Here is a 19,033-nt window from a genome sequence, read left to right as displayed (position 1 = left end):
TAACAATATCGTCGGAGCCGCTCCAACTATTTGTTTCATAGCATTTGCCTCACGCAAAACCGTTTCACACTTTTGCTGGAAATGCGCTATTCCCGGTCCGTAGCCAGAAATGACCCTTTCTCCGACAACCAAAACGCCCATGAATGCCGGGTCTGCACATGCGGTGACGCGTCTGGCCCCGGCCAAGATCAATCTCGCACTGCATGTTACAGGGCGTCGTGACGATGGCTATCATCTGCTCGATATGCTGGTGGTCTTTGCGCGCTATGGCGACATCATCCGTATCGAGCACGCCGAAAAGGATAGCTTCACGGTCAGCGGCCCTTTCGCAAAAGGCATACCGCTCGATGGTGGCAATCTGGTTCTCAAGGCACGCGAGGCCTTGCGTGATCATACGCAAAGGGCATTGCCGCCCGTCGCCGTTCATTTGGAAAAGAACCTTCCGATTGCGTCGGGTATAGGCGGCGGATCGAGCGATGCCGCGGCAACGCTGCTCGCACTTGATGAATTGTGGGGGCTCGATCTCGGTTTAGAGCAACTCGCCGCGATGGGGCTTACCCTTGGCGCAGATCTGCCCATGTGCCTGCATGGCGCATCCAAGGGCACACCGCTTGCCGCGCGCGGCATCGGTGAAGACCTGAGCCCGGTTGTCGGATTTCCAGCCCTGCCGATGCTCCTCGTCAATGATGGAACCGCTGTTGCAACGCCGGATGTCTTTCGCGCACTCGACAAACGCGACCATCCAGCGCTGAACCTTGGCTCCCATGCAGATATCGCCCCCCTGTGCGCCTATCTGCAGACAACCCGCAATGATCTTCTGCCTCCGGCCCTAAAACTTGCCCCCCAGATCGGTGACAAACTTGACCTGCTTCGCGCAAGCGGATCGCTTTACGCACAGATGTCAGGCTCAGGTGCAACCTGTTATGCGATCTACGAAGATATGGCCGCCACAGAGCGGGCAGCAGCACTTCTCTTGGCCGAACGACCCGACTGGTTCGTCATCGCAACCCAAACGGCTCCCTCCCAAAAGTAGTTTCTGAGCGGCCTCCCAACCGAAAGTCTGAAAAATCGCCCTATTGTTCACTCTCATTGGACAATATATTGGGACAGACTGTTCGCTCTTTTTGAACAAAATGCCTTTTACAACAGTTTCGTGAATACTGATATATAATATAACTTATTGATTATATTTAGTTATTTCTCATAAATTATCTACATTCCATAAAATTGGCTGCACGAATGTGTGATTAAGAAAACATTTTCGTGACTGGAACTTTTACCCACTGTCACCCATTTCAGCTGCATCGGAACGACGAACAAAACGCCGCTCCACTTTCCAAGGAGATAGGAAAATGAAAAAGATTGTTCTTGCTGCCGCTGCCCTCGCTCTTAGCGCCGGTGCTGCCTTTGCTGAAAACCCACGCGTTGGCGAACCTGCCGATCTTTATGCAAACGACCGCACCCCGGTTGCTTCCCAGAAGGTCGACTACACTGCTCCCGCTTCGATCAGCCAGTCCTCATTCCAGGACGGTTCGGCTCATCGCTTCGGTGACGCATCGCCTTCGAGCTACCAGAACTAAGTTTTCTGAAAACTTAGGCGCAGGGCGTCGTCAAAAGCCTCCCAGCGGATGACGCCCCGATGAATTCCCAAGCTGGATATTCCTCCCAATCATTCAGCTTCCCCAGTTATCTCCCCGATGGATGGCATGGTGCCACCCGGGAGCCCCGGAAAGGCTTCTATGCCATCCGAAGGGGCGATTTTAAGGATTACGAAAATGAAAAAGTTTGCTCTTGCTGCTGTTGCCGTTGCCCTTAGCGCCGGTGCTGCTTTCGCTGAAAACCCGCATGTCGGCGAACCTGCCGATCTCTATGCAAACGACCGTACGCCGGTTGCAACGCAGAGCCAGAAGCTCGACTACACGGCTCCTGCCTCGATCAAGGCTCCGGTCTATCAGGACGGTTCGGCTCATCGCTTTGGCGATGCTTCGCCTTCCTCTTACCAGAACTAATCCGGCCAGAACTAATCCGGTCAGCATGTCTGACGAAAAAGGCGAAGCTTCCAGCTTCGCCTTTTTGTTTTGTTCAGTCTTCGTCGGGCGGCAGAATGGGGTGTTTGAGACAGACCGGCCGCAAGCGCTGTGGAAGCAGATCAAACGCCACGCCGTCGAGCAACAGCGGCTTCAAGAGATCCAACCGAACCAGAAGCCCGGCATCGAGCGTCGCCTTGTGGCCGAAGATTCTACGGACCGTGCCGAAGCCGCTATCTTCCGGCAGTGAAAAGCGCGCGGTACCCCCATCATTATCCATGTGGCGGCGGAGGACTTCCTCCCACCCTTCCTGCGGAATAGCACCCGGTTTCAGCAACAGTACCCACGGCGTGCGGATTTCTGCGAGCGCCGCCTCAATATCCATTTCGGCATAAAAGCTACAGCCGGCACCGAGCGCGACGAGAGCGGTTTCGTCCGATGACCCCCGGTCGACGACCGTAACACGGCGCAGCAACCCCTCCACAACGGCTGGCACCAAAGCCGAAAGCGTGTGGGCCAGCGCTCTTTCTGAATTCAGGGTTTCGATCACGACGGACAACATGCGCGCTTCATATATCAAGAACGTGTGAACGGAAAGCTGCTGCGCATATGTTCTTGCTTTGTTCTAAGTCTTGCGATAGGAATAGATTCATCAGAACAGAGTCGCATGGCAGCACGGCACGCGCAACAGAACAGTTCTCAGCCCTGAAGGGGTGTCCTGTTCCCGGTTTGCTTTCGTCGTGGCTGCACAACGCCAGATGTTTCCATTCAGGGAGACTAAAATGGAAGTGATCCAGCAGGCAGATATCATCAAGCAGGCCGACATGGCTGCCTTCGGTAGTGGACGCGCGGATCACGCCAATGCGATGATCGGTGAGGCAGGCCTGCGCATCGACCATGCTCGCAGGCGCGGACGCGGCGCGGGCATCAACCCGACCGGACGCTTCGAGCCGACGACGCGGCATGATTTCGATGACGGCTGGACCACGCTTGAGGAACTGCCGCCGTTCAAGACCGACGTGCAGATCGAAAAGCCGCGCACGATCATCACCCGCAATGATTCACCCGACATCAATTTCGACCGCTCGATCAATCCCTATCGCGGTTGCGAGCACGGTTGCATCTATTGCTTTGCCCGTCCGACCCATAGTTACATGGGGCTTTCTGCCGGTCTCGATTTCGAATCCCGCCTGTTCGCGAAGCCGGATGCAGCGCGCCTTCTGGAGCGCGAGCTCGCCAAGCCCAATTATCAGCCGAGGACCATCGCCATCGGCACCAATACAGATCCCTATCAACCGGTCGAGAAGAAATGGCGCATCATGCGCGAAATTCTCGAAGTGCTGGAGGCTGCCAATCATCCGGTCGGCATCGTGACGAAATCCGCCCTGGTGGTGCGTGACATCGATATTCTAAGCCGCATGGCCGAGAAAGGGCTGGCCAAGGTCGCCTTGTCAGTCACGACGCTCGATGCTCATCTGTCTCGCACGATGGAGCCGCGCGCCTCGACGCCGACACTGCGGCTTCAGGCCATCCGTAAGCTGGCCGATGCGGGTATTCCAGCGTCCGTCATGATGGGGCCGGTCATTCCGGGTATCAACGATCACGAGATCGAGCGCATTCTGGATGCAGCCTATGCGCAGGGCGCGCGCGAGGCGGGTTATGTTCTGCTGCGCCTGCCGCTCGAAGTAGCCCCTTTGTTCAAGGACTGGCTGCTGCGCAATTACCCGGATCGCTATCGTCATGTCATGTCGCTGGTGCGCTCCATGCGCGACGGCAAGGATTACGATGCCGAATGGGGCAAGCGCATGCGCGGCACAGGTCCCTATGCATGGCAGATCGGACGTCGTTTCGAGATCACCGCACGCAAGCTCGGTTTCAATGCGCGCCGCCTTCAGTTGCGCACCGATCTGTTCGAACCGGTCGAAAAGGGAGGCAAACAGCTTTCACTGTTTTAGGCGAGGCACACAAAGGGGCTCCAAAAGGCGAACTTCACCTTGGGCTGGTGCCGCTTTTCAAACTGCATATCCTATCAGTCGTCAGTTCAATTCCCGTCTGATCTCTTTTCGGACGGAGGGGCTACCTGCTTTCACGCCACCATCCTCGAGCAGGGCCCTTGCGGAGAATCGGAAGCAATGCGAGCATCGCCGCCAAATGAAACGCTCGGCTTCTGATTCTCCGCTTCTCTTTGATATCCCACTCGCGCCTGACTTTTCTGAAGAGAAAAGATTGCTTGCGCGCGGACTGAAACACATCGTCGGCATAGATGAAGCAGGACGTGGACCTTTGGCCGGTCCTGTCGTGGCTGCTGCCGTGGTGCTCGATATCGACAACCTTCCAAACGGTCTGGACGATTCCAAGCGTCTCACGGCTGTAAAGCGCGAAGCGCTCTACGAAACCATTCTGGAAAAAGCCATCACCGTTTCGGTGGCAAGCCTCAGCGCGCGCAGCATTGATGCAAGCGATATCAGGAAAGCCGCGCTTGAAGCCATGCGTCGCGCTTCTGTCGGCCTGACCTTGCAGCCATGCCATGCGCTGATCGATGGGCGCGATGTTCCGCCCGGACTACCCTGCCCCGGATCTGCTCTGGTCAAAGGCGATCAGCGTTCTGTCTCCATCGCCGCGGCCTCCATCGTCGCCAAGGTAACGCGCGACCGTATGATGATCCGTGCCGGAGCGGCGCATCCACCTTACGGACTGGAAATCCATGCGGGCTACGCGACTGTGAAACATCGTGCCGCCATCGAAACGACTGGCCCCGTTCCCGGTATCCACCGCTATACTTTCGCGCCCATCAAAGGCCGTTACAGCGTTTAAACAGTTGCAAGCTTGGCCGCGAAGCCGAAAAGCAGCGCTGCAAAGCCCCAGCGCTGTACCGACTGTATGGCAGGATAACGTTTAAACAGGCTTCCGAGCGACGAACCTGTAAAGGCGTAGATTGTGTCGAACGACAATCCCACGATCGTCATCACGGTCCCCAGCAACGCGAACTGGAGCGTAATGCTGCCATTTTCGGGATGAACGAACTGCGGCAGCAGGACCGAACAGAAAAGCAACGCTTTCGGGTTGAGCAGATTGGTGAGGAGACCCTTGCGCGCCGAAGCCAGATAGGACCGGCGTTCGCGCACGCCGCCAGATGCATCCACTGTCGGCAAGGGGTTGCGCAGAATGCCGATGGCAATCCAGACCAGATAGCAGGCACCGATGATCCGGACGAACTGAAACGCGACAGGAAATGCATGAAGAAGTGCAGCCAGACCAAGTGCGGCAAGAGCGACGTGACAAGCGCGCGCGATTGCAAGCCCTGCTGCCGCTGCAAGCGCATGTGTCCTGCCCTGTGCTGCACCAGTCTGGAGGAGCAGAAGCATATCCGGTCCCGGAATAAGAAATGCAGCAGCCAGTGCGCCTGCATATAACCACATCTCGCTCATCGATATCGTCCACCAGAGCATTTCCAGCAAAAGCGCGAAGCAGTTTTGCGTAGGCTAATGCGAAAAAAGAGAGTGCCAGCCGGTCCGCTATGCGAAGCAGCTGCATGGTCGAAACTATGCGGAGATAGATGCGCATGTCCTTGCGATTTGTGGCGAAATGTTACGGCTTTGTGGTACATTCTGCCAACATAACAACTATGATTGTCGGATTATGCCAACACTGAAACTGGACGCTATCGACCGCAAAATACTGACCGCACTCCAGGACGATGCGCGGCTCTCCAATGTGCAATTGGCGGAGAAAATTGGTCTGTCGCCGTCTCCGTGCCTGCGGCGCGTCAAGATGCTCGAAAAGGCAGGCGTCATTCAAGGCTATCATGCAGCGCTGGATCGAAACGCAGTCGGGCTTGGATTGACTGTTTTCGTGGGCATCCGGGTGGAGCGCCATCACGAGGAAACCGCGACGGCGTTTCGCACCTCCGTGCAGAATCTGCCGGAGGTCTTTTCATGCCATCTCGTGTCGGGAGAATCCGACTTTCTGCTGCAGGTGGTGGTGCCTGATCTCGCAGCCTATGAGCGCTTTCTAACCGGCACGCTGCTGCGGCTTCCCGGCGTGATCGACATTCGGAGCAACTTCGCCATCCAGACGGTCAAGTCACAGGGAGAGCTGCCGCTCGCCCATCTCACGGGCCTCAAGGACTGACCTCACCTCGCACCATCGAAGGACCATCATGCCGGATATTGTCAGTGCAGTTCTTGTCGGCTCTCAGGGCGTTCTTCTGGGCCGTCGCAGTCCGGATCGCCGCGCCTATCCAAACCGTTGGAGCTTTCCGGGCGGTCACGTTGAAGCAGGAGAGAGTTTTGAACGCGCACTCCAACGGGAAATCCAAGAGGAGATCGGACTAACGCTTCACTCGTTTTCGTTCCTCACCACTATAGAGACCGCAAGTCCGGCAGCGTCATTCCACCTCTTTACCGTCACCGCCCGGGGCGGGCGCCCTGCCATTCGCGACCAGGAACACACGGAACTGCGGTGGTTCATGTCAGAGGAAGCCTGCGCACTGGATGACCTTGCTTTGGAAGAATATCGACCATTGTTTCACAAATTGGGTGGCATGGCAGCCAGCCGCTGATCGGACTGGATCGAAATCGATTTCTCAACCCGGAAAACAAAAACGCCGCCCTTTCGAGGCGGCGTTTTCTAGAAAACTGTATAAGCCGAGATTAGTTCAGGTTCGACTTGACCTGCGACAGAGCATCCTTGAACAGGTTGCCTGCGACCTTCGTGTCGACCTTGTCGGCAACGATCTTGCCAGCTGCAGCAACCGCCAGATCGACCGCCGAAGCGCGAACTGCGTTGATGGCATCGACTTCAGCCGTTGCGATCTTCTGCTCGGCAAGCTTGTTGCGGCGTGCAACATATTCTTCCGTCGCGCGCTTGGCGTCTTCGAGAAGTGCCTTGGCTTCACGCTCGGCGGAAGCAACGATGTCGCCTGCTTCCTTTTCGGCTTCCTTGCGCTTGCGATGATATTCGGCCAGCAGCTGCTGGGCCTCTTCACGAAGCGTGCGGGCTTCTTCCAGTTCGTTCTTGATGCGGTCAGCGCGCTCATCGAGCGAACGACCGACCATACCCGGAACCTTCAGGTAAGCCAGGATTGCCAGAAAGATAATGAGGCCAATCAGTGCCCAAAATGTAGCGTCCATTGTCCTCTCCTCAGGCGTTCGAAGCCTTGACGGCTGCTGTTACCGAAGCTTTGTCGGCCTTGGTGCCCAGAAGCTGTTCGACGATCTCTGCCGTGGTTTCCTCGGCAATGTTGCCGACGTCGTTCATGGCCTTGGCCTTGATCGCGGCGATACGTTCTTCAGCTTCCTTGAGCTTGCCTTCAAGTGCTGCTTCGGCCGTAGCGCGTTCTGCGTCGGCTTCGCCCTTGCCCTTTTCACGAGCAGCTTCGGCGATCGAAGCAGCCTTGGTGCGGGCCTGGGTCAGTTCCTGCTCGTAAGCAGCAATAGCATTGTCGGCATCCTGCTTGAGGCGGGCTGCCTGCTCGAGATCCTGAGCGATACGGTCGCGACGGGTTTCGATCACGCCGCCGATGCGCGGCAGAACCACGCGCGACATGAACAGATAGAAAAGCCCGAAGGTGATCGCGAGCCAAAGGATCTGCGATGCGTAATGGGTGGAATCAAACGGCGGGAATACGCCGCTGCCGTGTCCGGCATCGTTGGCGACCCCGGTTTCGGTGTGCACAGCATCGGCTGCGCCGTGCTCGCCAGCAGCAGGTGCCGGTTGCGATTCGGTGGCGGTTTGGGCAAACGCCGTGGACACGAACATCCAGATTTCCCCTTTAATCCAGCACGATCTGATCCAGATGGAGAGGGATCATGCCTTACTCAGACGTCATATGCAAAGGCCAGCCGCGCTGCATTTCAAGATACAGATCGCGGCCAGCCAGTTCCTTGCAACCGTTGATTAGACGGCGAAGAGGAGCAGAAGCGCGATGAGCAGCGAGAAGATGCCCAGAGCTTCCGTAACGGCGAAACCGAACACCAGACGGCCGAACTGGCTGTCAGCAGCGGACGGGTTGCGCAGAGCGCCGGAGAGGTATTGGCCAAAGATATTGCCGAGGCCGAGAGCCGTACCGGCCATACCGAAACAGGCGAGACCGGCGCCGATGTACTTTGCTGCTTCCGCTTCCATGTTAAGCTCCTTCTGGATTGAATATAAGCGCGGATTTCAGTTCTGGCGGTCGCCCGCCGGCTTGAACTCAGTGTCCCGGATGTACTGCGTCGTTGATGTACATGCAGGTGAGAACGGTAAACACGTAGGCCTGCAGGAAGGCTACGAGGAATTCGAGTGCGGTGATCGCCACCGTCATGATCAGCGGCAGGACAGCGCCGCCGATGCCGATGGGCCCAAGTGCGGCCAGCGAGACAACGAAGCCCGCAAAAACCTTGAGCGTGATATGGCCAGCAAGCATGTTCGCAAAGAGACGAACCGAGAGGCTGATCGGACGCGACAGGAACGAGATGATTTCGATGGCGACAACCAGCGGCACGATGATGCCGGGAACACCGCTCGGCACGAACAGCTTGAGGAAGCCGAGACCGTGCTTAAAGAAACCGTAGACAATGACCGTACCGATGACCAGAACCGCAAGCGCGAAGGTCACGATGATCTGGCTCGTAACCGTATAGAAATACGGGAAGAGACCGAGGAAATTTGCGACCAGAACGAACATGAAGAGCGAGAAGACGAAGGGGAAGAACTTCATGCCCTTCGACCCTGCTGAATCCCGCAGGCTGGTGGCCACGAATTCGTAAGCCATTTCCGACACCGACTGAAGACGGGTCGGGATCAGGCCGCGGCCCGAAGACGTCAGATAAAGGAAGCCCGAAGCGACCACGACGGTTGCGACCATGAAGGCCGAAACGTTCGTGAACGAAAGGTCCACACCGCCTACATCGATGGGAATCCACCGGGAAACCTGAAACTGATGGATCGGATCGTTCGCCACCTTAACCTCGTCTGTCTTCCCTGCCCGAAGGCAATTTGGCCTGCCCGAAGGCGATTTGGTCTGCCCGAAGGCGATTTGGTCTGCCCGAAGGCGTTTCAGTCTCGGACCAGAAGGCCCACTTGTTCACTTACACTTGAACGAACTTTACCGTGAAGCCCGTCAAGTCCTATTTCTTGTCGTTCTTTTCCGCGCTAGATTTAATGTTAGCCTGTTCGGCAACATATCCAGCGGAACGAAGCACGTTGAGGACGCCCGCACCGAAGCCCAGAAGGAGAAATACGATCAATCCCCAGGGCGACGTGCCAGCGACACGATCGATGAACCAGCCAATCAGCGCACCGACCAGAACCCCTGCGATAAACTCGCTGGAAATCTTCATGGCCTGCGCGACCGAGCTTGCAGTCGCCGATCGCTCATCCTCGGAAGCCGGTTGCTTGAGCACACCTTTCTTGGCCAGTTCGGCCTCCAGGCGGTTCAAACGCTGATCCAGCTCCCCGGAACCGGGTTCGTTCTTCGCATTCTTGAACGCACCGGATGGCTTTCCGGGTTCAGTCCCGCGCGCCATTGGCAGCTCCTTTTTTCAAGAAATACGAGGATTTCAATCCCATTTCCAAGTTGCGCGCAACATATTGACACGCCGCCCGCTAGTCAAGGCGGTGCAGGCATTGCTCCAAAAGGTTTTTTATCAAGCAATCTCAATTACTTAGATATTAGTGCGACTCATTTTCCGACCAAAGGATCAGATTGGCCACATTATTGGCTAAAAAAACGGAATCGATTTCGGATGGTCATGCCGCATTCAAGGCAGGAGGAAAGTCGGCCTTATGCGCCTGTTCGACCTTTTAGTCCGCTAACAAAAACGTGACTTGAAATCGGCCGATCCCTTTATTGCCGCGAGAAGGAGCAATCAGCTCCATCCGCCGCCATAGGTGCGATAGAAGATGTGGAGACCGATCTTGGCGACCTTCTTCATGGTCGGGGCCCAGAACGGACGAACATAGGTCGCATGATAATGGGTGGCGGAGCCAACTTCCGGCAGCCATATCTGACCGGCAGAGACGGTCTTTGCCACCTGCTGCGCCATGCGCCATTGCGGCATTTCGGTTACGCGGTGCTTCTGGCCGTCGCAGGCGAAGGAAAACTGGCAGGCATTGAGCCAGTCGCGATTCTGGTAGACCACACCGCAGATCGATCCCGGATAGGCCGGGTTGCGCACGCGGTTGAGGACGACCTGGGCGACGGCAACCTGCCCCTTCACCGTTTCGCCGCGCGCTTCATAATAGACAGCCTCGGCAAGGCACTTCTGTTCGCCCTTGCTGAAAGCGGAAGGCGGCAGTGGCGTAGCCGCCCATTCGTGGTCCTTCTCACCGATCGGTGGCACGAAGCGGCCTTCGTCCGGCTGGGGTTTCAAAATGCTTTCAAAGGGCGATGTCTTGCCATAGTCCGGCGTCGCAGGCGCATAACCAAGGGCCAGCGCATCCGGCTGGTCATTGGTAATGAGCTTGGCGAGCTGGGTCGGCATTTCGGAGCGCGGCTTCGGCGGTTTGACCGCATGGAACGCCATGGTGATGGCGACTTCCTTGCCCTCCAATTTGTTAGAGAAGGCCATTTTCGCGTCCGTCTTTTCCGGCGGACGCGTGATCATGCTGATCTTGTCGAACATGCTGCCGGCAGTGAAGGCCTTGGCTGGCGCCTTGGGTTTCACCGAGACGAGGCGGCCCGTCTTGTCGGAGCGATTGATGCGGTTTTCGTCCGGGTTCGGATCGTCCGGGCCGAGCTTGGCCGTCTTTTTACCCCCGGACAGCGCAACACGACCGATGCCCGGCACTTCGATGCCGTTGGTTGCGATGCTGCCCGTTACCGTCGTTGCATCCACGAACGGCATTTCGGCCTGATGGACGGAGCCGACCGGCGCCTTGGCAACAAAGGCAGTCCAGCGATGCGATCCCAGATCGGCCGACGGCACCAGGCTCGCCATATCCTGAAAGGCAATCGCATTGGAATTGAAAAGATAAGTCATGGCCGCCAGAACCAGCGGCACCAGACGGTGCGGTTTATGAACTGTCTGGCGTGGCTTTGCCCTTACGGCGTAATAGCGTCCCTCTTCCGGGCAATAGCCCGTGACAGGGTAATGCCACACCGGCTCGGCAACGGCCTTCCTTCGACCAAACAGCGCTCGTAAAGATACAAGACGCACCGCACACTCCACTCACACTGACTAAACTGATGCGGTGATAATGAAGTATTAACCTTGCCCACTGGGTGGAGGACACGCTTGCAGCTCTGGCGAATACAGTCATTATCAGCAGCGCGTTAACCATGAACGAATATGGTTAATGCAGGGTTTAAGCTCATTCGGCTTGGCGAAAACCGAATTGCTGTAGTGAGGAGGTGCGTCATGGATAAGGTTACGGGTGGATGCCTGTGCGGCAATGTCCGCTTTGAAGCAACGGGACAACCATATCGGGTCGGTATCTGCCACTGCCTCGACTGTCGCAAGCACCATGGAGCCCTGTTTCACGCTTCAGCGATATTTCCCGAAGCTGCGGTTACGGTCGAGGGAGAGACCCGTGACTATGCGGGACGATTTTTCTGTCCGCGTTGCGGATCGCCTGTTTTCGGGCGCAGCGCGGATGAAGTCGAAATCAATCTCGGCTCACTCGACGCACCGGACCAGTTCAAGCCGACCTATGAACTCTGGACCATTCGCCGCGAATCCTGGCTGCCGCCATTCCCGGACATGAAGGGTTATGAGCGCGACCGCGATGGGTCGAGCCGCTTCGAGGATTAGAGTGCACCCCGAAGAATGTGAAACGCCTGGCTGCACAGGGAAATCAGTCCAGTGGATTGATTTCTGATCCTGCTTCGACCAGACCAAGATGCGTGGAAAAACAAATACAATATAGCACTCCCGACACTTCCATTTTATTTAAAGTGGAAATGCTCCTGGCGTCATCTTTTCTTTAATGACAAACGTTCTATTTGTGATGAAGATAGTATCGTCAAAGTTTCGGGGAGGAAATTTATGCAGGTTTTGAAAATCGGGGTTATCGGGGTGGCGTTCAGTGCTTTTGCAATCATTGCCACAGCGCAAGCCGACGACTGCCAGAACGCCAGTTCGCAGTCCGCACTCAATGAATGCTATGGCAAAGCCTACAAGAAATCGGATGCCGAGCTGAACAAGATCTTCAAGACCTTGCAGCGCCGCGCCGACGATGCGGACCTGAAGAAAAAGCTGGTTCAGTCGCAACGGACATGGATCGCCTTTCGCGACGCCGAATGCGACATGCAGACAGTTGGTGGCGGCAGTATTTCCGGCATGGCCTATTCGATCTGCCTGTCCGACCTGACGGCGGAGCGCGTCAGCGACCTCAAGAAATATCTCAAATGCGAGGAAGGCGACAGCAACTGCCCCTTCCCCACCGCCAGCAACTGATCAGTTCCGGCTCTCATAGGCGGCATCGAAGAATGCCTTTTCCAGTTCGACTGCTCGCCGGAAGAACTGCTGGCATTGTTCTGCCGCTGCCGGGCCGACCCTATCGAGTTCCGAGCGCAGGAAACCGACAAATTCCACGAAGTATGGATTGTCATGCAGCACGATCCATTCGGCGAAAATAAAATCGTCAGGCAGAGGCTTTGGCGCTTTTTCAGCCCAGTCGAGATAAAGCCATTCGGCAACGGTCAGCACCGACAGGCAGACCGCATAGGAGCCTGAACGCGCAGCTTCCAGCATCAGTTCCTTGAATGCAGCGGTTGGCGTCGCATCAGGTGTATCGAAACGCTCGGCGTCAGCGACTGCGAGTTTCGCAAAGGAGCGTTCGAAATAGGAGTTCTCATCGCTGCTGATCATGCCGATGAAACGGCCCAATGTCAGCTTGGCTTCCATCCTGTCGCAATTGACCAGCGTTCCACCCAGCAGTGACAGAAAGCAGTCGATAAAGCGATGATCCTGTACCAGATAACGCGTCATGACATCAGGTGCGACCGTGCCCGTATAAATTTCACCGACGAGGCGATGGCCGACGGCTTGCGACCAGAATGGTTCGGCGTCCTGACGAAGATTGTCGGTAAAACGACCGGCTTTGGCATCACTTGGCATGGAAAGACCGACTCCTTGCTATTTTCACGGCCGGACCTTATCGGCGCTATCCGACATCGGCAATGAGCATGTCAAAATCCCCTATGCATCGCCCGCAGATTAATTATGCTACTGAAATGAAGTGGACATTTTTCTGAGGGGAATGATGAACACGTACTTCTCGCCTGCCCGTGCGGCACTTCTGCTTACTGTTGCGATAGCTCTTCCGGCAGGAAGCGCATTCGCCAAATCCGCTTGCGATGGTCTGACGACAACGCTCACCAAACAGCAGAAAACAGACTACAGGTCTCTCATCGCGCAAAGTCTCGGCAAGAAAGTCAAACCGGCTTCCGTCAGCATCGAGAGCTTCATGCAATATGGCAACTGGTCCGTCGTCTATGCGGATGTTCCGGTGGCCGATCCGGGCTATTTCTTTTTCGACCTTTCCAGTAAACCGCCGAAACTGAAAGACATCTGGGGCGGGATGGCTGAAAGAAACGAGATACCCGATCTTGTCAAATGGGCGGAAAAGCTCGGCGCCAACAAGGAAATTGCCGCCTGCTTTGCCGATACGGCAACCGCTTCGTAAGTTCGAGAAACCCACACTCAACTTTCACTGACCCAATTGACGCCAGTGCCCGTAAGATGATTGACGGAGAAACGCAAACTTGCCACCTACTCATCACGCAATTTTTGAATCCAAGGTATAATTATAATGCAGTTTACCAAGGCATTTATAGCTGGCCTTGCCGGTGCCATCAGCAGCCTCCTTACATGCAATACCGCCACAGCAGAACTCATGAATCTCCGCGTGAGTAGCACATCTATGATGCCCGTCTTTGGGCCAGGCGATGTCGTCGCCGCAACCAGCTATAGACCACAGGAAAAGATCGAGCGCGGTGATCTCGTCGTCTATACTGTTGACTACGTTTCGAAGGAATTGTCGGGCGATGTACCGGTCAAAGCTGAATTCCTCGGGCGAGTGATCGGGCTGCCCGGTGAAACGGTCAAAATCGAGAACGGCATACCGCTTATCAACGGAAAAGCACTCGCAACAACGAAGATCACATCAGCAATTGATGATGGATGCCCTGAAGAAACCGTGTCGAACTCTTATTATCAGTGCCGTTTCGTGCGTGAGACAATACCGGAAGGTAAGAGCTATGTTCTTCTGAATACGGTCGATCATGGCTTTATCGACAACGTCAAGGAGAAGGCACTCGCTCGCGGCCAATATTATATCATGGGAGACAATCGCGATAACGCCAACGATAGCCGAGGAAAGTATGTTGGCCTCGTATCAAAAGACCGGATCAAGGGCAAGATTCGTATGGTGTCTGCATCAGTCCGCAAGCCAGACCGGGAGTGGCGATTGGAAGGTTTTCCAGGCCTGGAGTGAACCATCCTCCAACCACACTTAATCGTGCTTCACTGACCAGCGTTCGATATCCGCGCTCTGCCCGATCAATGCGAGGCCATTGGCGATGGAATCGAACTGGTTCGAGCTCGTCACCACGGCGTCGGGAAAGCGGTTTTCAAACACCGTACGGATGACCGGCACGAAAGATGTGCCGCCGGTCAGGAAAACACGGTCGATAGACGACGTTTCCAGCTCCGCTTTATCCACCGCCTGCTGCACCGACTGTTCAATCTGGCGCACATCGTCAGCGATCCAGTTTTCGAAATCGTTGCGCGTGATGTCGGAGCGGATTTCGAAATCGTCGGCTTTAAAGTGCAGTTCCGACATGCGCTGCGATGAAAGCCTTACCTTCAGGTCTGAAACGGCGCGGTATATCTCGTAACCGTAATCGTTCTCGATCAGGTTGATGAAATGTTCGAGGGGCTTTGGATCGACCGCTTGCCGGGCCAGTTCGTCCAGATCGCGAATGGTCGCTGGAGAGTTCATCAGGAACAGCGTGTTCCAGCGCGCAAAATTTGCATAATAATGGTTCGGTATGGTCAGCCTTTTGCCGAAGGACTGGTATTCCGTACCCTTTCCAAGCAGCGGCGAAACGGCATTGTCGATGATGCGATAGTCGAATGTATCGCCTGCAATGCCCAGACCTGTCTGGCTGAGCGGCGTAAAGCTGAGGCCATTCTTGCCCACTTCGAAGCGCACGATGGAAAAGTCGCTCGTACCGCCGCCGAAGTCGGCCACCAGAACGGTGGATGCTGCATTCAGTTCCTGCGCATAGAAATAAGCCGCGGCAACCGGCTCATAGACGTAGTGAATATCGGTAAAGCCGAACGCCCGGAACGCCTTCTCATAGCGCTGCATGGCCAGCGCTTCATCCGGCGAAGCGCCCGCAAAGATCACCGGCCTGCCGATAACGACGCGATTGCCCTTTGGTGGCAGGCGGTCGCCCAGCCGCGCGGCGACCGTTTCGAGGAAGGTCGCCAGAATATCCTCGAACTTGAACCGCTTGCCGAAAACTGGCGTATCGGTGAAGGATTTCGATGCCGCGAATGTCTTGAACGATTGCAGCATGCGCGTGGAATGCGGCGCGTTGACGAACGCGTCCATCGCCCAAGGTCCGCTTTCAACGGTGCGCTCGCCGGTTTCGCGATCTTGCCAGAAGCAAAGGATCGAGCGGTAGCCGGTAATATCCACGCCATCCTTCGGCACGCTCAGGACGACCGTGGTTCCATCGGGTGCAGCCACGGACAGAACGGTGTTCGTCGTGCCGAAGTCGATGCCCAATGTCACGCCGTCAAAACGGCTCTGGTCAGCCTTCGTCATCACTACACCTTCTTTGGAGAAAACCGGAGAGCGGGCGAAATAGCAGCCGCGCAAGCCAAGCTCAACCTGAAATTACCAAATTAAATGCCGGTTATGATCACGATCGCGATCATCGCGGTCCAGATGAGAAAAATTTCCGGTCGCGCAAATGTTAATGCGTGTTTCCAAAGTTTACATGACCTCCTTCTTCTGCCTGTTAGGTTTCACCGCCGCATCTGGAGTGGTTCGTCTTTCACTCATATCCCCTGAACTGCTCCGCTTATTTGTTTTCACCGCCTTCGCAATGCCCGGATGTTTTCGATCCGGCTTCGCTATGCTCAAGGTTACCCAACAAATGAAAGCGATACTCATGGCGTTTCTCTCACGTACGGTTCTTGCCACTGTCCTCCTTTCGACCAGTGCGCTTCCCCACGCTGCAAATGCTCAGGAGACAGCCAATCAGCCGATAGCAAGTGGCTATCACAGCAGCGGTCAGGCCACCGCAGAGGTGAGCGGCGTCGTGGCAGATGGCGACAAGCTGACCGTCAAGGTCCGTTTCATCAATGCCAAGGAAGGCGGAAGCGTTTCGACAACGCTTTATACCGCGCTGTCGGACAAGGATTACGAGAATGACTATTATCTTCTCGCAGGCGACAAGAAATATCTTCTGCTGAAAGATTCCGAAGGCAAACCGCTGGCTCCGGCATCGGTTTCCCTTTTCGGCAATGGCCATGTTGTGGGCGTCTGGCATGGCGTCTTTCCCGCGCCACCGAAGGGCCAGAAGGTGACGCTCTATATCAAGGGGGTCGAGCCGCTCGGGCCTTTCGCTGTTCCCGCCGAATAGGGGCTGGCCATGACCAATCAGATCAAAGGTTGCATCGCTCTCGGCCTCGCCCTGCTTTGCCTGCCATCCGTCGCGACCGCGCAGAATACAAGCGCAGACAACAGCGCTTATATCCGTGATCTTGTGCCCGAAATCCGCGATCTGGTTTCGGCATCGGGCAGCACCGATGGCAAGGCGCGGGGCCTGTCCGGTGCGGCACAGGAGATTGTCGAGAAGAGCGGCAATATCACCATGCGGGAAACGGAGGACAGCATCGTCCTTTCCGTGACGAGCGATATTCTGTTCGATTTCGACAGCGCCAAACTGACCAGCAAGGCCAAGGCGACGCTGACCGATATTGCCAAAATATTGGAAAGCATGCCGGATTCCGCAGTCCGTGTGGTGGGCCATACGGATTCCAAAGGGGCCGACAGCTACAACGATAAACTGTCGAAAAGCCGCGCCGATGCGGTCACCAAATTTCTCGTCAATAATGGCGTTCAATCGGCACGGCTGAAACCGGAAGGGCATGGCGAAAGCGAACCTGTCGCACCCAATGAAATCAAGGGCAAGGACAATCCCGACGGACGGGCACAGAACCGGCGTGTCGAATTTGTGCTGCCGAAAACCTAAGGGCAGGACCAGACCAAACGCGACTTCCGGCATCACGCCGGAAGTCTGCAATCTTTGCCTCCAGATATATTAGTAATAGCTTATTTTCATGCAGGACTGACGCCCTAATTCTCGATTGCCGGACTTGGCATCAACGTCAATTAGGAAACCGTCTCATGAGCACAAAACCAACTATCGTACTTGCGCATGGTTTCTGGGGAGGGGCAGCCCATTGGAGCAAGGCCATCCTCGCACTTTCCCGAATGGGACATGACAAGATAAGAGCCGTGGAGATGCCTCTGACGTCGCTTGCCGACGATGCCGAGCGTTTGCGCAAGATGACCGTACAGCAGGAGGGTCCGGTACTTCTGGTCGGGCATTCCTATGGTGGTGCGGTCATCACACAGGCAGGTGATCTGCCGAATGTGGTGGGGCTGGTTTACATTGCCGCCTTTGCACCAGATGCAGGCGAAAGCCCCGGCGGCATCAGTCAGGAACATCCACCTGCGGCATTCCCCAATCTGGCTCCTGACAGCGATGGATATCTCTGGATCAAATACGATAAGTTTCACGAAAGCTTCTGCCAGGATTTGAGCGCCGACGAAGCTCTGGTCATGGCAATCACGCAGAAGGCGCCCATCGCAAATACATTTGGTGACACGATCACAGCACCGGCCTGGAAGAAGAAGCCAACCTGGTATCAGATATCGAGCCAGGACCACATGATCGCGCCGGAAAACCAGAAGCGAATGGCCGAACGCATGAACCCGCGCAAGACCATCACACTGGATGCAAGTCATGCCTCGCTTGCATCAAGACCCGACGAGATCGCCGGATTGATCGCCGAGGCCGCAAACAGCGTCTCGTGAGAATCGAAAAGCAAAAAGCCCGGATCGCTCCGGGCTTTTTGTGTGTCAGCTTATTTCTTTTTCTTCGCGCGTTCCCAATCGGCAGTCAAACGGGGACTAGAGTAACCCAACGTCTCTTTCAGTCCGGCGTTCTTTCAAAATTTCAATCCGTCGTTCGGCGAATTTAATTGCGAGCATGGCACATGACCCAGCGTAAAAATGCTTAATCATAAAAACCAGATCATCTGCTATCCAATTATACAATTGTGCATGATCAGCATCGTATATAGCTCTTATCGCAGGAGAAAAATACTTCGTAAATTTGGGATTTTCTAAATCCATATTCCATTGATGTGCCGTTGCATTCCGAATTGACCTAATTCGGTCACAAATCATCAGCTCATCGCGTGAGATAAGACCTAAGACAAAGCAGCATTTTGATCTTCCGGAAAAAGTCCCTAATGAACTGTGAGCATCATCCCAAATTAAATCCCGAGAACTTGAATGATCCACCAAAAATGCTTCTAAAAGTCTTCCAAGCAATTCTTCAATCATAGAAGCCCAAACAAGGACGATTCCTCGGGGAGTTCCTTGTACATTTTCAATATTAGCCTGAAGTAAGAATTTCTCGATTTCAGGCCAGCTATGTACCAGAATAGGAACGTCGCCTGCCACATTCACCGTCGTAGGTACGATGCGAGTTGGATCGGGTTGATAATTCTCAACTGCACCAAAGTCACCTCTGACGCATCGACTATAAATTTCCTGCCCATGTACCTCAACGTCACGTGGACTCGCAGTAAAAGGCACTTCGACCTTCAAATGCTCAAATTTAACGATGCAATCGATGAGATTTTTCTCATTATTTGCCCAACGAGGCTCGCGAACGGACGTATACTTAATCACAATTCCTCACTGGTAATTCTCTACAATCATTTACCTCATATCAAAAAGCCCGGATCGCTCCGGGCTTTTTGTGTGTC

At 55.3% G+C, this 19,033-nt stretch carries 25 protein-coding genes; 14 read left to right on the top strand and 11 right to left on the bottom strand.

The window, feature by feature from the left end; translation table 11 throughout:
- Positions 1-109 precede the first annotated feature (109 nt).
- The 3 genes from OHI65_RS11850 to OHI65_RS11840 all read left to right on the top strand — a co-directional run bounded on the left by OHI65_RS11850 (position 110) and on the right by OHI65_RS11840 (position 2,009).
- Positions 110-1,033: a 4-(cytidine 5'-diphospho)-2-C-methyl-D-erythritol kinase gene (locus tag OHI65_RS11850; RefSeq protein WP_151688971.1), complete on the top strand. Its 924-nt coding sequence runs from the start codon at positions 110-112 to the stop codon at positions 1,031-1,033.
- Between the two features lie 319 nt (positions 1,034-1,352).
- A complete protein-coding gene (locus OHI65_RS11845; protein ID WP_012090790.1) occupies positions 1,353-1,580 on the top strand; it encodes a hypothetical protein in 228 nt (75 codons plus the stop codon).
- A gap of 195 nt (positions 1,581-1,775) precedes the next feature.
- Positions 1,776-2,009, top strand: coding sequence for a hypothetical protein (locus tag OHI65_RS11840; protein ID WP_010658330.1), 234 nt, complete (start codon positions 1,776-1,778; stop codon positions 2,007-2,009).
- Between the two features lie 73 nt (positions 2,010-2,082).
- On the opposite strand, the gene OHI65_RS11835 is transcribed toward OHI65_RS11840, so the two are convergent.
- Positions 2,083-2,589: a glycosyl transferase gene (locus tag OHI65_RS11835; RefSeq protein WP_264358900.1), complete on the bottom strand. Its 507-nt coding sequence runs from the start codon at positions 2,587-2,589 to the stop codon at positions 2,083-2,085.
- A gap of 220 nt (positions 2,590-2,809) precedes the next feature.
- Between OHI65_RS11835 and OHI65_RS11830 the strand changes: the two genes are divergently transcribed.
- Positions 2,810-3,982: a PA0069 family radical SAM protein gene (locus OHI65_RS11830; RefSeq protein WP_010658328.1), complete on the top strand. Its 1,173-nt coding sequence runs from the start codon at positions 2,810-2,812 to the stop codon at positions 3,980-3,982.
- A gap of 196 nt (positions 3,983-4,178) precedes the next feature.
- Positions 4,179-4,841: a ribonuclease HII gene (locus OHI65_RS11825; RefSeq protein ID WP_012090787.1), complete on the top strand. Its 663-nt coding sequence runs from the start codon at positions 4,179-4,181 to the stop codon at positions 4,839-4,841.
- Here the strand turns inward: OHI65_RS11825 and OHI65_RS11820 are convergent.
- On the bottom strand, positions 4,838-5,455 hold the full coding sequence (locus tag OHI65_RS11820; RefSeq protein WP_151609743.1) for a LysE family translocator: 618 nt from the start codon (positions 5,453-5,455) through the stop codon (positions 4,838-4,840). The two genes, OHI65_RS11825 and OHI65_RS11820, sit on opposite strands and share 4 nt — an antisense overlap.
- A 211-nt stretch (positions 5,456-5,666) precedes the next feature.
- Here OHI65_RS11820 and OHI65_RS11815 point away from each other — a divergent pair, with 211 nt between their 5' ends.
- Entirely contained in the window at positions 5,667-6,158 is a 492-nt protein-coding gene (locus OHI65_RS11815) for an Lrp/AsnC family transcriptional regulator (RefSeq protein WP_029925618.1), read from the top strand.
- 28 nt (positions 6,159-6,186) lie between these two features.
- The gene (locus OHI65_RS11810) at positions 6,187-6,588 is read left to right on the top strand and encodes an NUDIX domain-containing protein (protein WP_264358899.1); all 402 of its coding nucleotides are present in this window, start codon (positions 6,187-6,189) and stop codon (positions 6,586-6,588) included.
- Positions 6,589-6,679: 91 nt separating this feature from the next.
- On the opposite strand, the gene OHI65_RS11805 is transcribed toward OHI65_RS11810, so the two are convergent.
- From OHI65_RS11805 to OHI65_RS11780, 6 genes are all read right to left on the bottom strand, one after another.
- On the bottom strand, positions 6,680-7,159 hold the full coding sequence (locus OHI65_RS11805; protein ID WP_010658323.1) for a F0F1 ATP synthase subunit B: 480 nt from the start codon (positions 7,157-7,159) through the stop codon (positions 6,680-6,682).
- A gap of 10 nt (positions 7,160-7,169) precedes the next feature.
- Complete coding sequence (locus OHI65_RS11800; protein WP_010658322.1) at positions 7,170-7,787, bottom strand: F0F1 ATP synthase subunit B; 618 nt, start codon at positions 7,785-7,787, stop codon at positions 7,170-7,172.
- Positions 7,788-7,925: 138 nt separating this feature from the next.
- Positions 7,926-8,153, bottom strand: coding sequence for a F0F1 ATP synthase subunit C (locus tag OHI65_RS11795; RefSeq protein ID WP_002963544.1), 228 nt, complete (start codon positions 8,151-8,153; stop codon positions 7,926-7,928).
- Between the two features lie 67 nt (positions 8,154-8,220).
- The gene (locus OHI65_RS11790; RefSeq protein ID WP_010658321.1) at positions 8,221-8,970 is read right to left on the bottom strand and encodes a F0F1 ATP synthase subunit A; all 750 of its coding nucleotides are present in this window, start codon (positions 8,968-8,970) and stop codon (positions 8,221-8,223) included.
- 166 nt (positions 8,971-9,136) lie between these two features.
- Complete coding sequence (locus tag OHI65_RS11785; RefSeq protein ID WP_264358898.1) at positions 9,137-9,535, bottom strand: AtpZ/AtpI family protein; 399 nt, start codon at positions 9,533-9,535, stop codon at positions 9,137-9,139.
- Positions 9,536-9,877: 342 nt separating this feature from the next.
- Positions 9,878-11,167: a cell wall hydrolase gene (locus OHI65_RS11780; RefSeq protein ID WP_012090782.1), complete on the bottom strand. Its 1,290-nt coding sequence runs from the start codon at positions 11,165-11,167 to the stop codon at positions 9,878-9,880.
- 201 nt (positions 11,168-11,368) lie between these two features.
- On the opposite strand from OHI65_RS11780, the gene OHI65_RS11775 reads away from it, so the two are divergent.
- On the top strand, positions 11,369-11,761 hold the full coding sequence (locus tag OHI65_RS11775; protein ID WP_012090781.1) for a GFA family protein: 393 nt from the start codon (positions 11,369-11,371) through the stop codon (positions 11,759-11,761).
- Positions 11,762-11,995: 234 nt separating this feature from the next.
- Entirely contained in the window at positions 11,996-12,406 is a 411-nt protein-coding gene (locus OHI65_RS11770; RefSeq protein WP_012090780.1) for a lysozyme inhibitor LprI family protein, read from the top strand.
- Here the strand turns inward: OHI65_RS11770 and OHI65_RS11765 are convergent, their stop codons facing one another.
- Positions 12,407-13,069: a TenA family protein gene (locus tag OHI65_RS11765; RefSeq protein ID WP_264358897.1), complete on the bottom strand. Its 663-nt coding sequence runs from the start codon at positions 13,067-13,069 to the stop codon at positions 12,407-12,409.
- Positions 13,070-13,214: 145 nt separating this feature from the next.
- On the opposite strand from OHI65_RS11765, the gene OHI65_RS11760 reads away from it, so the two are divergent.
- Together OHI65_RS11760 and lepB are read left to right on the top strand one after the other, a co-directional pair.
- Entirely contained in the window at positions 13,215-13,637 is a 423-nt protein-coding gene (locus tag OHI65_RS11760) for a hypothetical protein (RefSeq protein ID WP_151689039.1), read from the top strand.
- 126 nt (positions 13,638-13,763) lie between these two features.
- Positions 13,764-14,447 (top strand): signal peptidase I, encoded by a 684-nt coding sequence (gene lepB, locus OHI65_RS11755; protein ID WP_319636895.1) that lies wholly within the window; start codon positions 13,764-13,766, stop codon positions 14,445-14,447.
- Positions 14,448-14,465: 18 nt separating this feature from the next.
- Here the strand turns inward: lepB and OHI65_RS11750 are convergent, their stop codons facing one another.
- Complete coding sequence (locus OHI65_RS11750) at positions 14,466-15,788, bottom strand: Hsp70 family protein (protein ID WP_012090776.1); 1,323 nt, start codon at positions 15,786-15,788, stop codon at positions 14,466-14,468.
- A 334-nt stretch (positions 15,789-16,122) separates the two neighbouring features.
- Here OHI65_RS11750 and OHI65_RS11745 point away from each other — a divergent pair, with 334 nt between their 5' ends.
- From OHI65_RS11745 to OHI65_RS11735, 3 genes are all read left to right on the top strand, one after another.
- The gene (locus tag OHI65_RS11745) at positions 16,123-16,611 is read left to right on the top strand and encodes a hypothetical protein (RefSeq protein WP_012090775.1); all 489 of its coding nucleotides are present in this window, start codon (positions 16,123-16,125) and stop codon (positions 16,609-16,611) included.
- 9 nt (positions 16,612-16,620) lie between these two features.
- Positions 16,621-17,223 (top strand): OmpA family protein, encoded by a 603-nt coding sequence (locus tag OHI65_RS11740; protein ID WP_264358895.1) that lies wholly within the window; start codon positions 16,621-16,623, stop codon positions 17,221-17,223.
- A gap of 155 nt (positions 17,224-17,378) precedes the next feature.
- On the top strand, positions 17,379-18,071 hold the full coding sequence (locus tag OHI65_RS11735; protein ID WP_151576866.1) for an alpha/beta hydrolase: 693 nt from the start codon (positions 17,379-17,381) through the stop codon (positions 18,069-18,071).
- Positions 18,072-18,167: 96 nt separating this feature from the next.
- Here OHI65_RS11735 and OHI65_RS11730 read toward each other — a convergent pair whose 3' ends face one another.
- Positions 18,168-18,956 (bottom strand): hypothetical protein, encoded by a 789-nt coding sequence (locus OHI65_RS11730; RefSeq protein ID WP_264358894.1) that lies wholly within the window; start codon positions 18,954-18,956, stop codon positions 18,168-18,170.
- Positions 18,957-19,033 lie beyond the last annotated feature (77 nt).

Origin of the sequence: Brucella sp. MAB-22, from assembly GCF_025908475.1 — a bacterium.
GTDB lineage: Bacteria > Pseudomonadota > Alphaproteobacteria > Rhizobiales > Rhizobiaceae > Brucella > Brucella anthropi.
The sequence above is the reverse complement of the archived record's forward strand: the minus strand, read 5'-3'. Positions and strand labels throughout refer to the sequence as shown.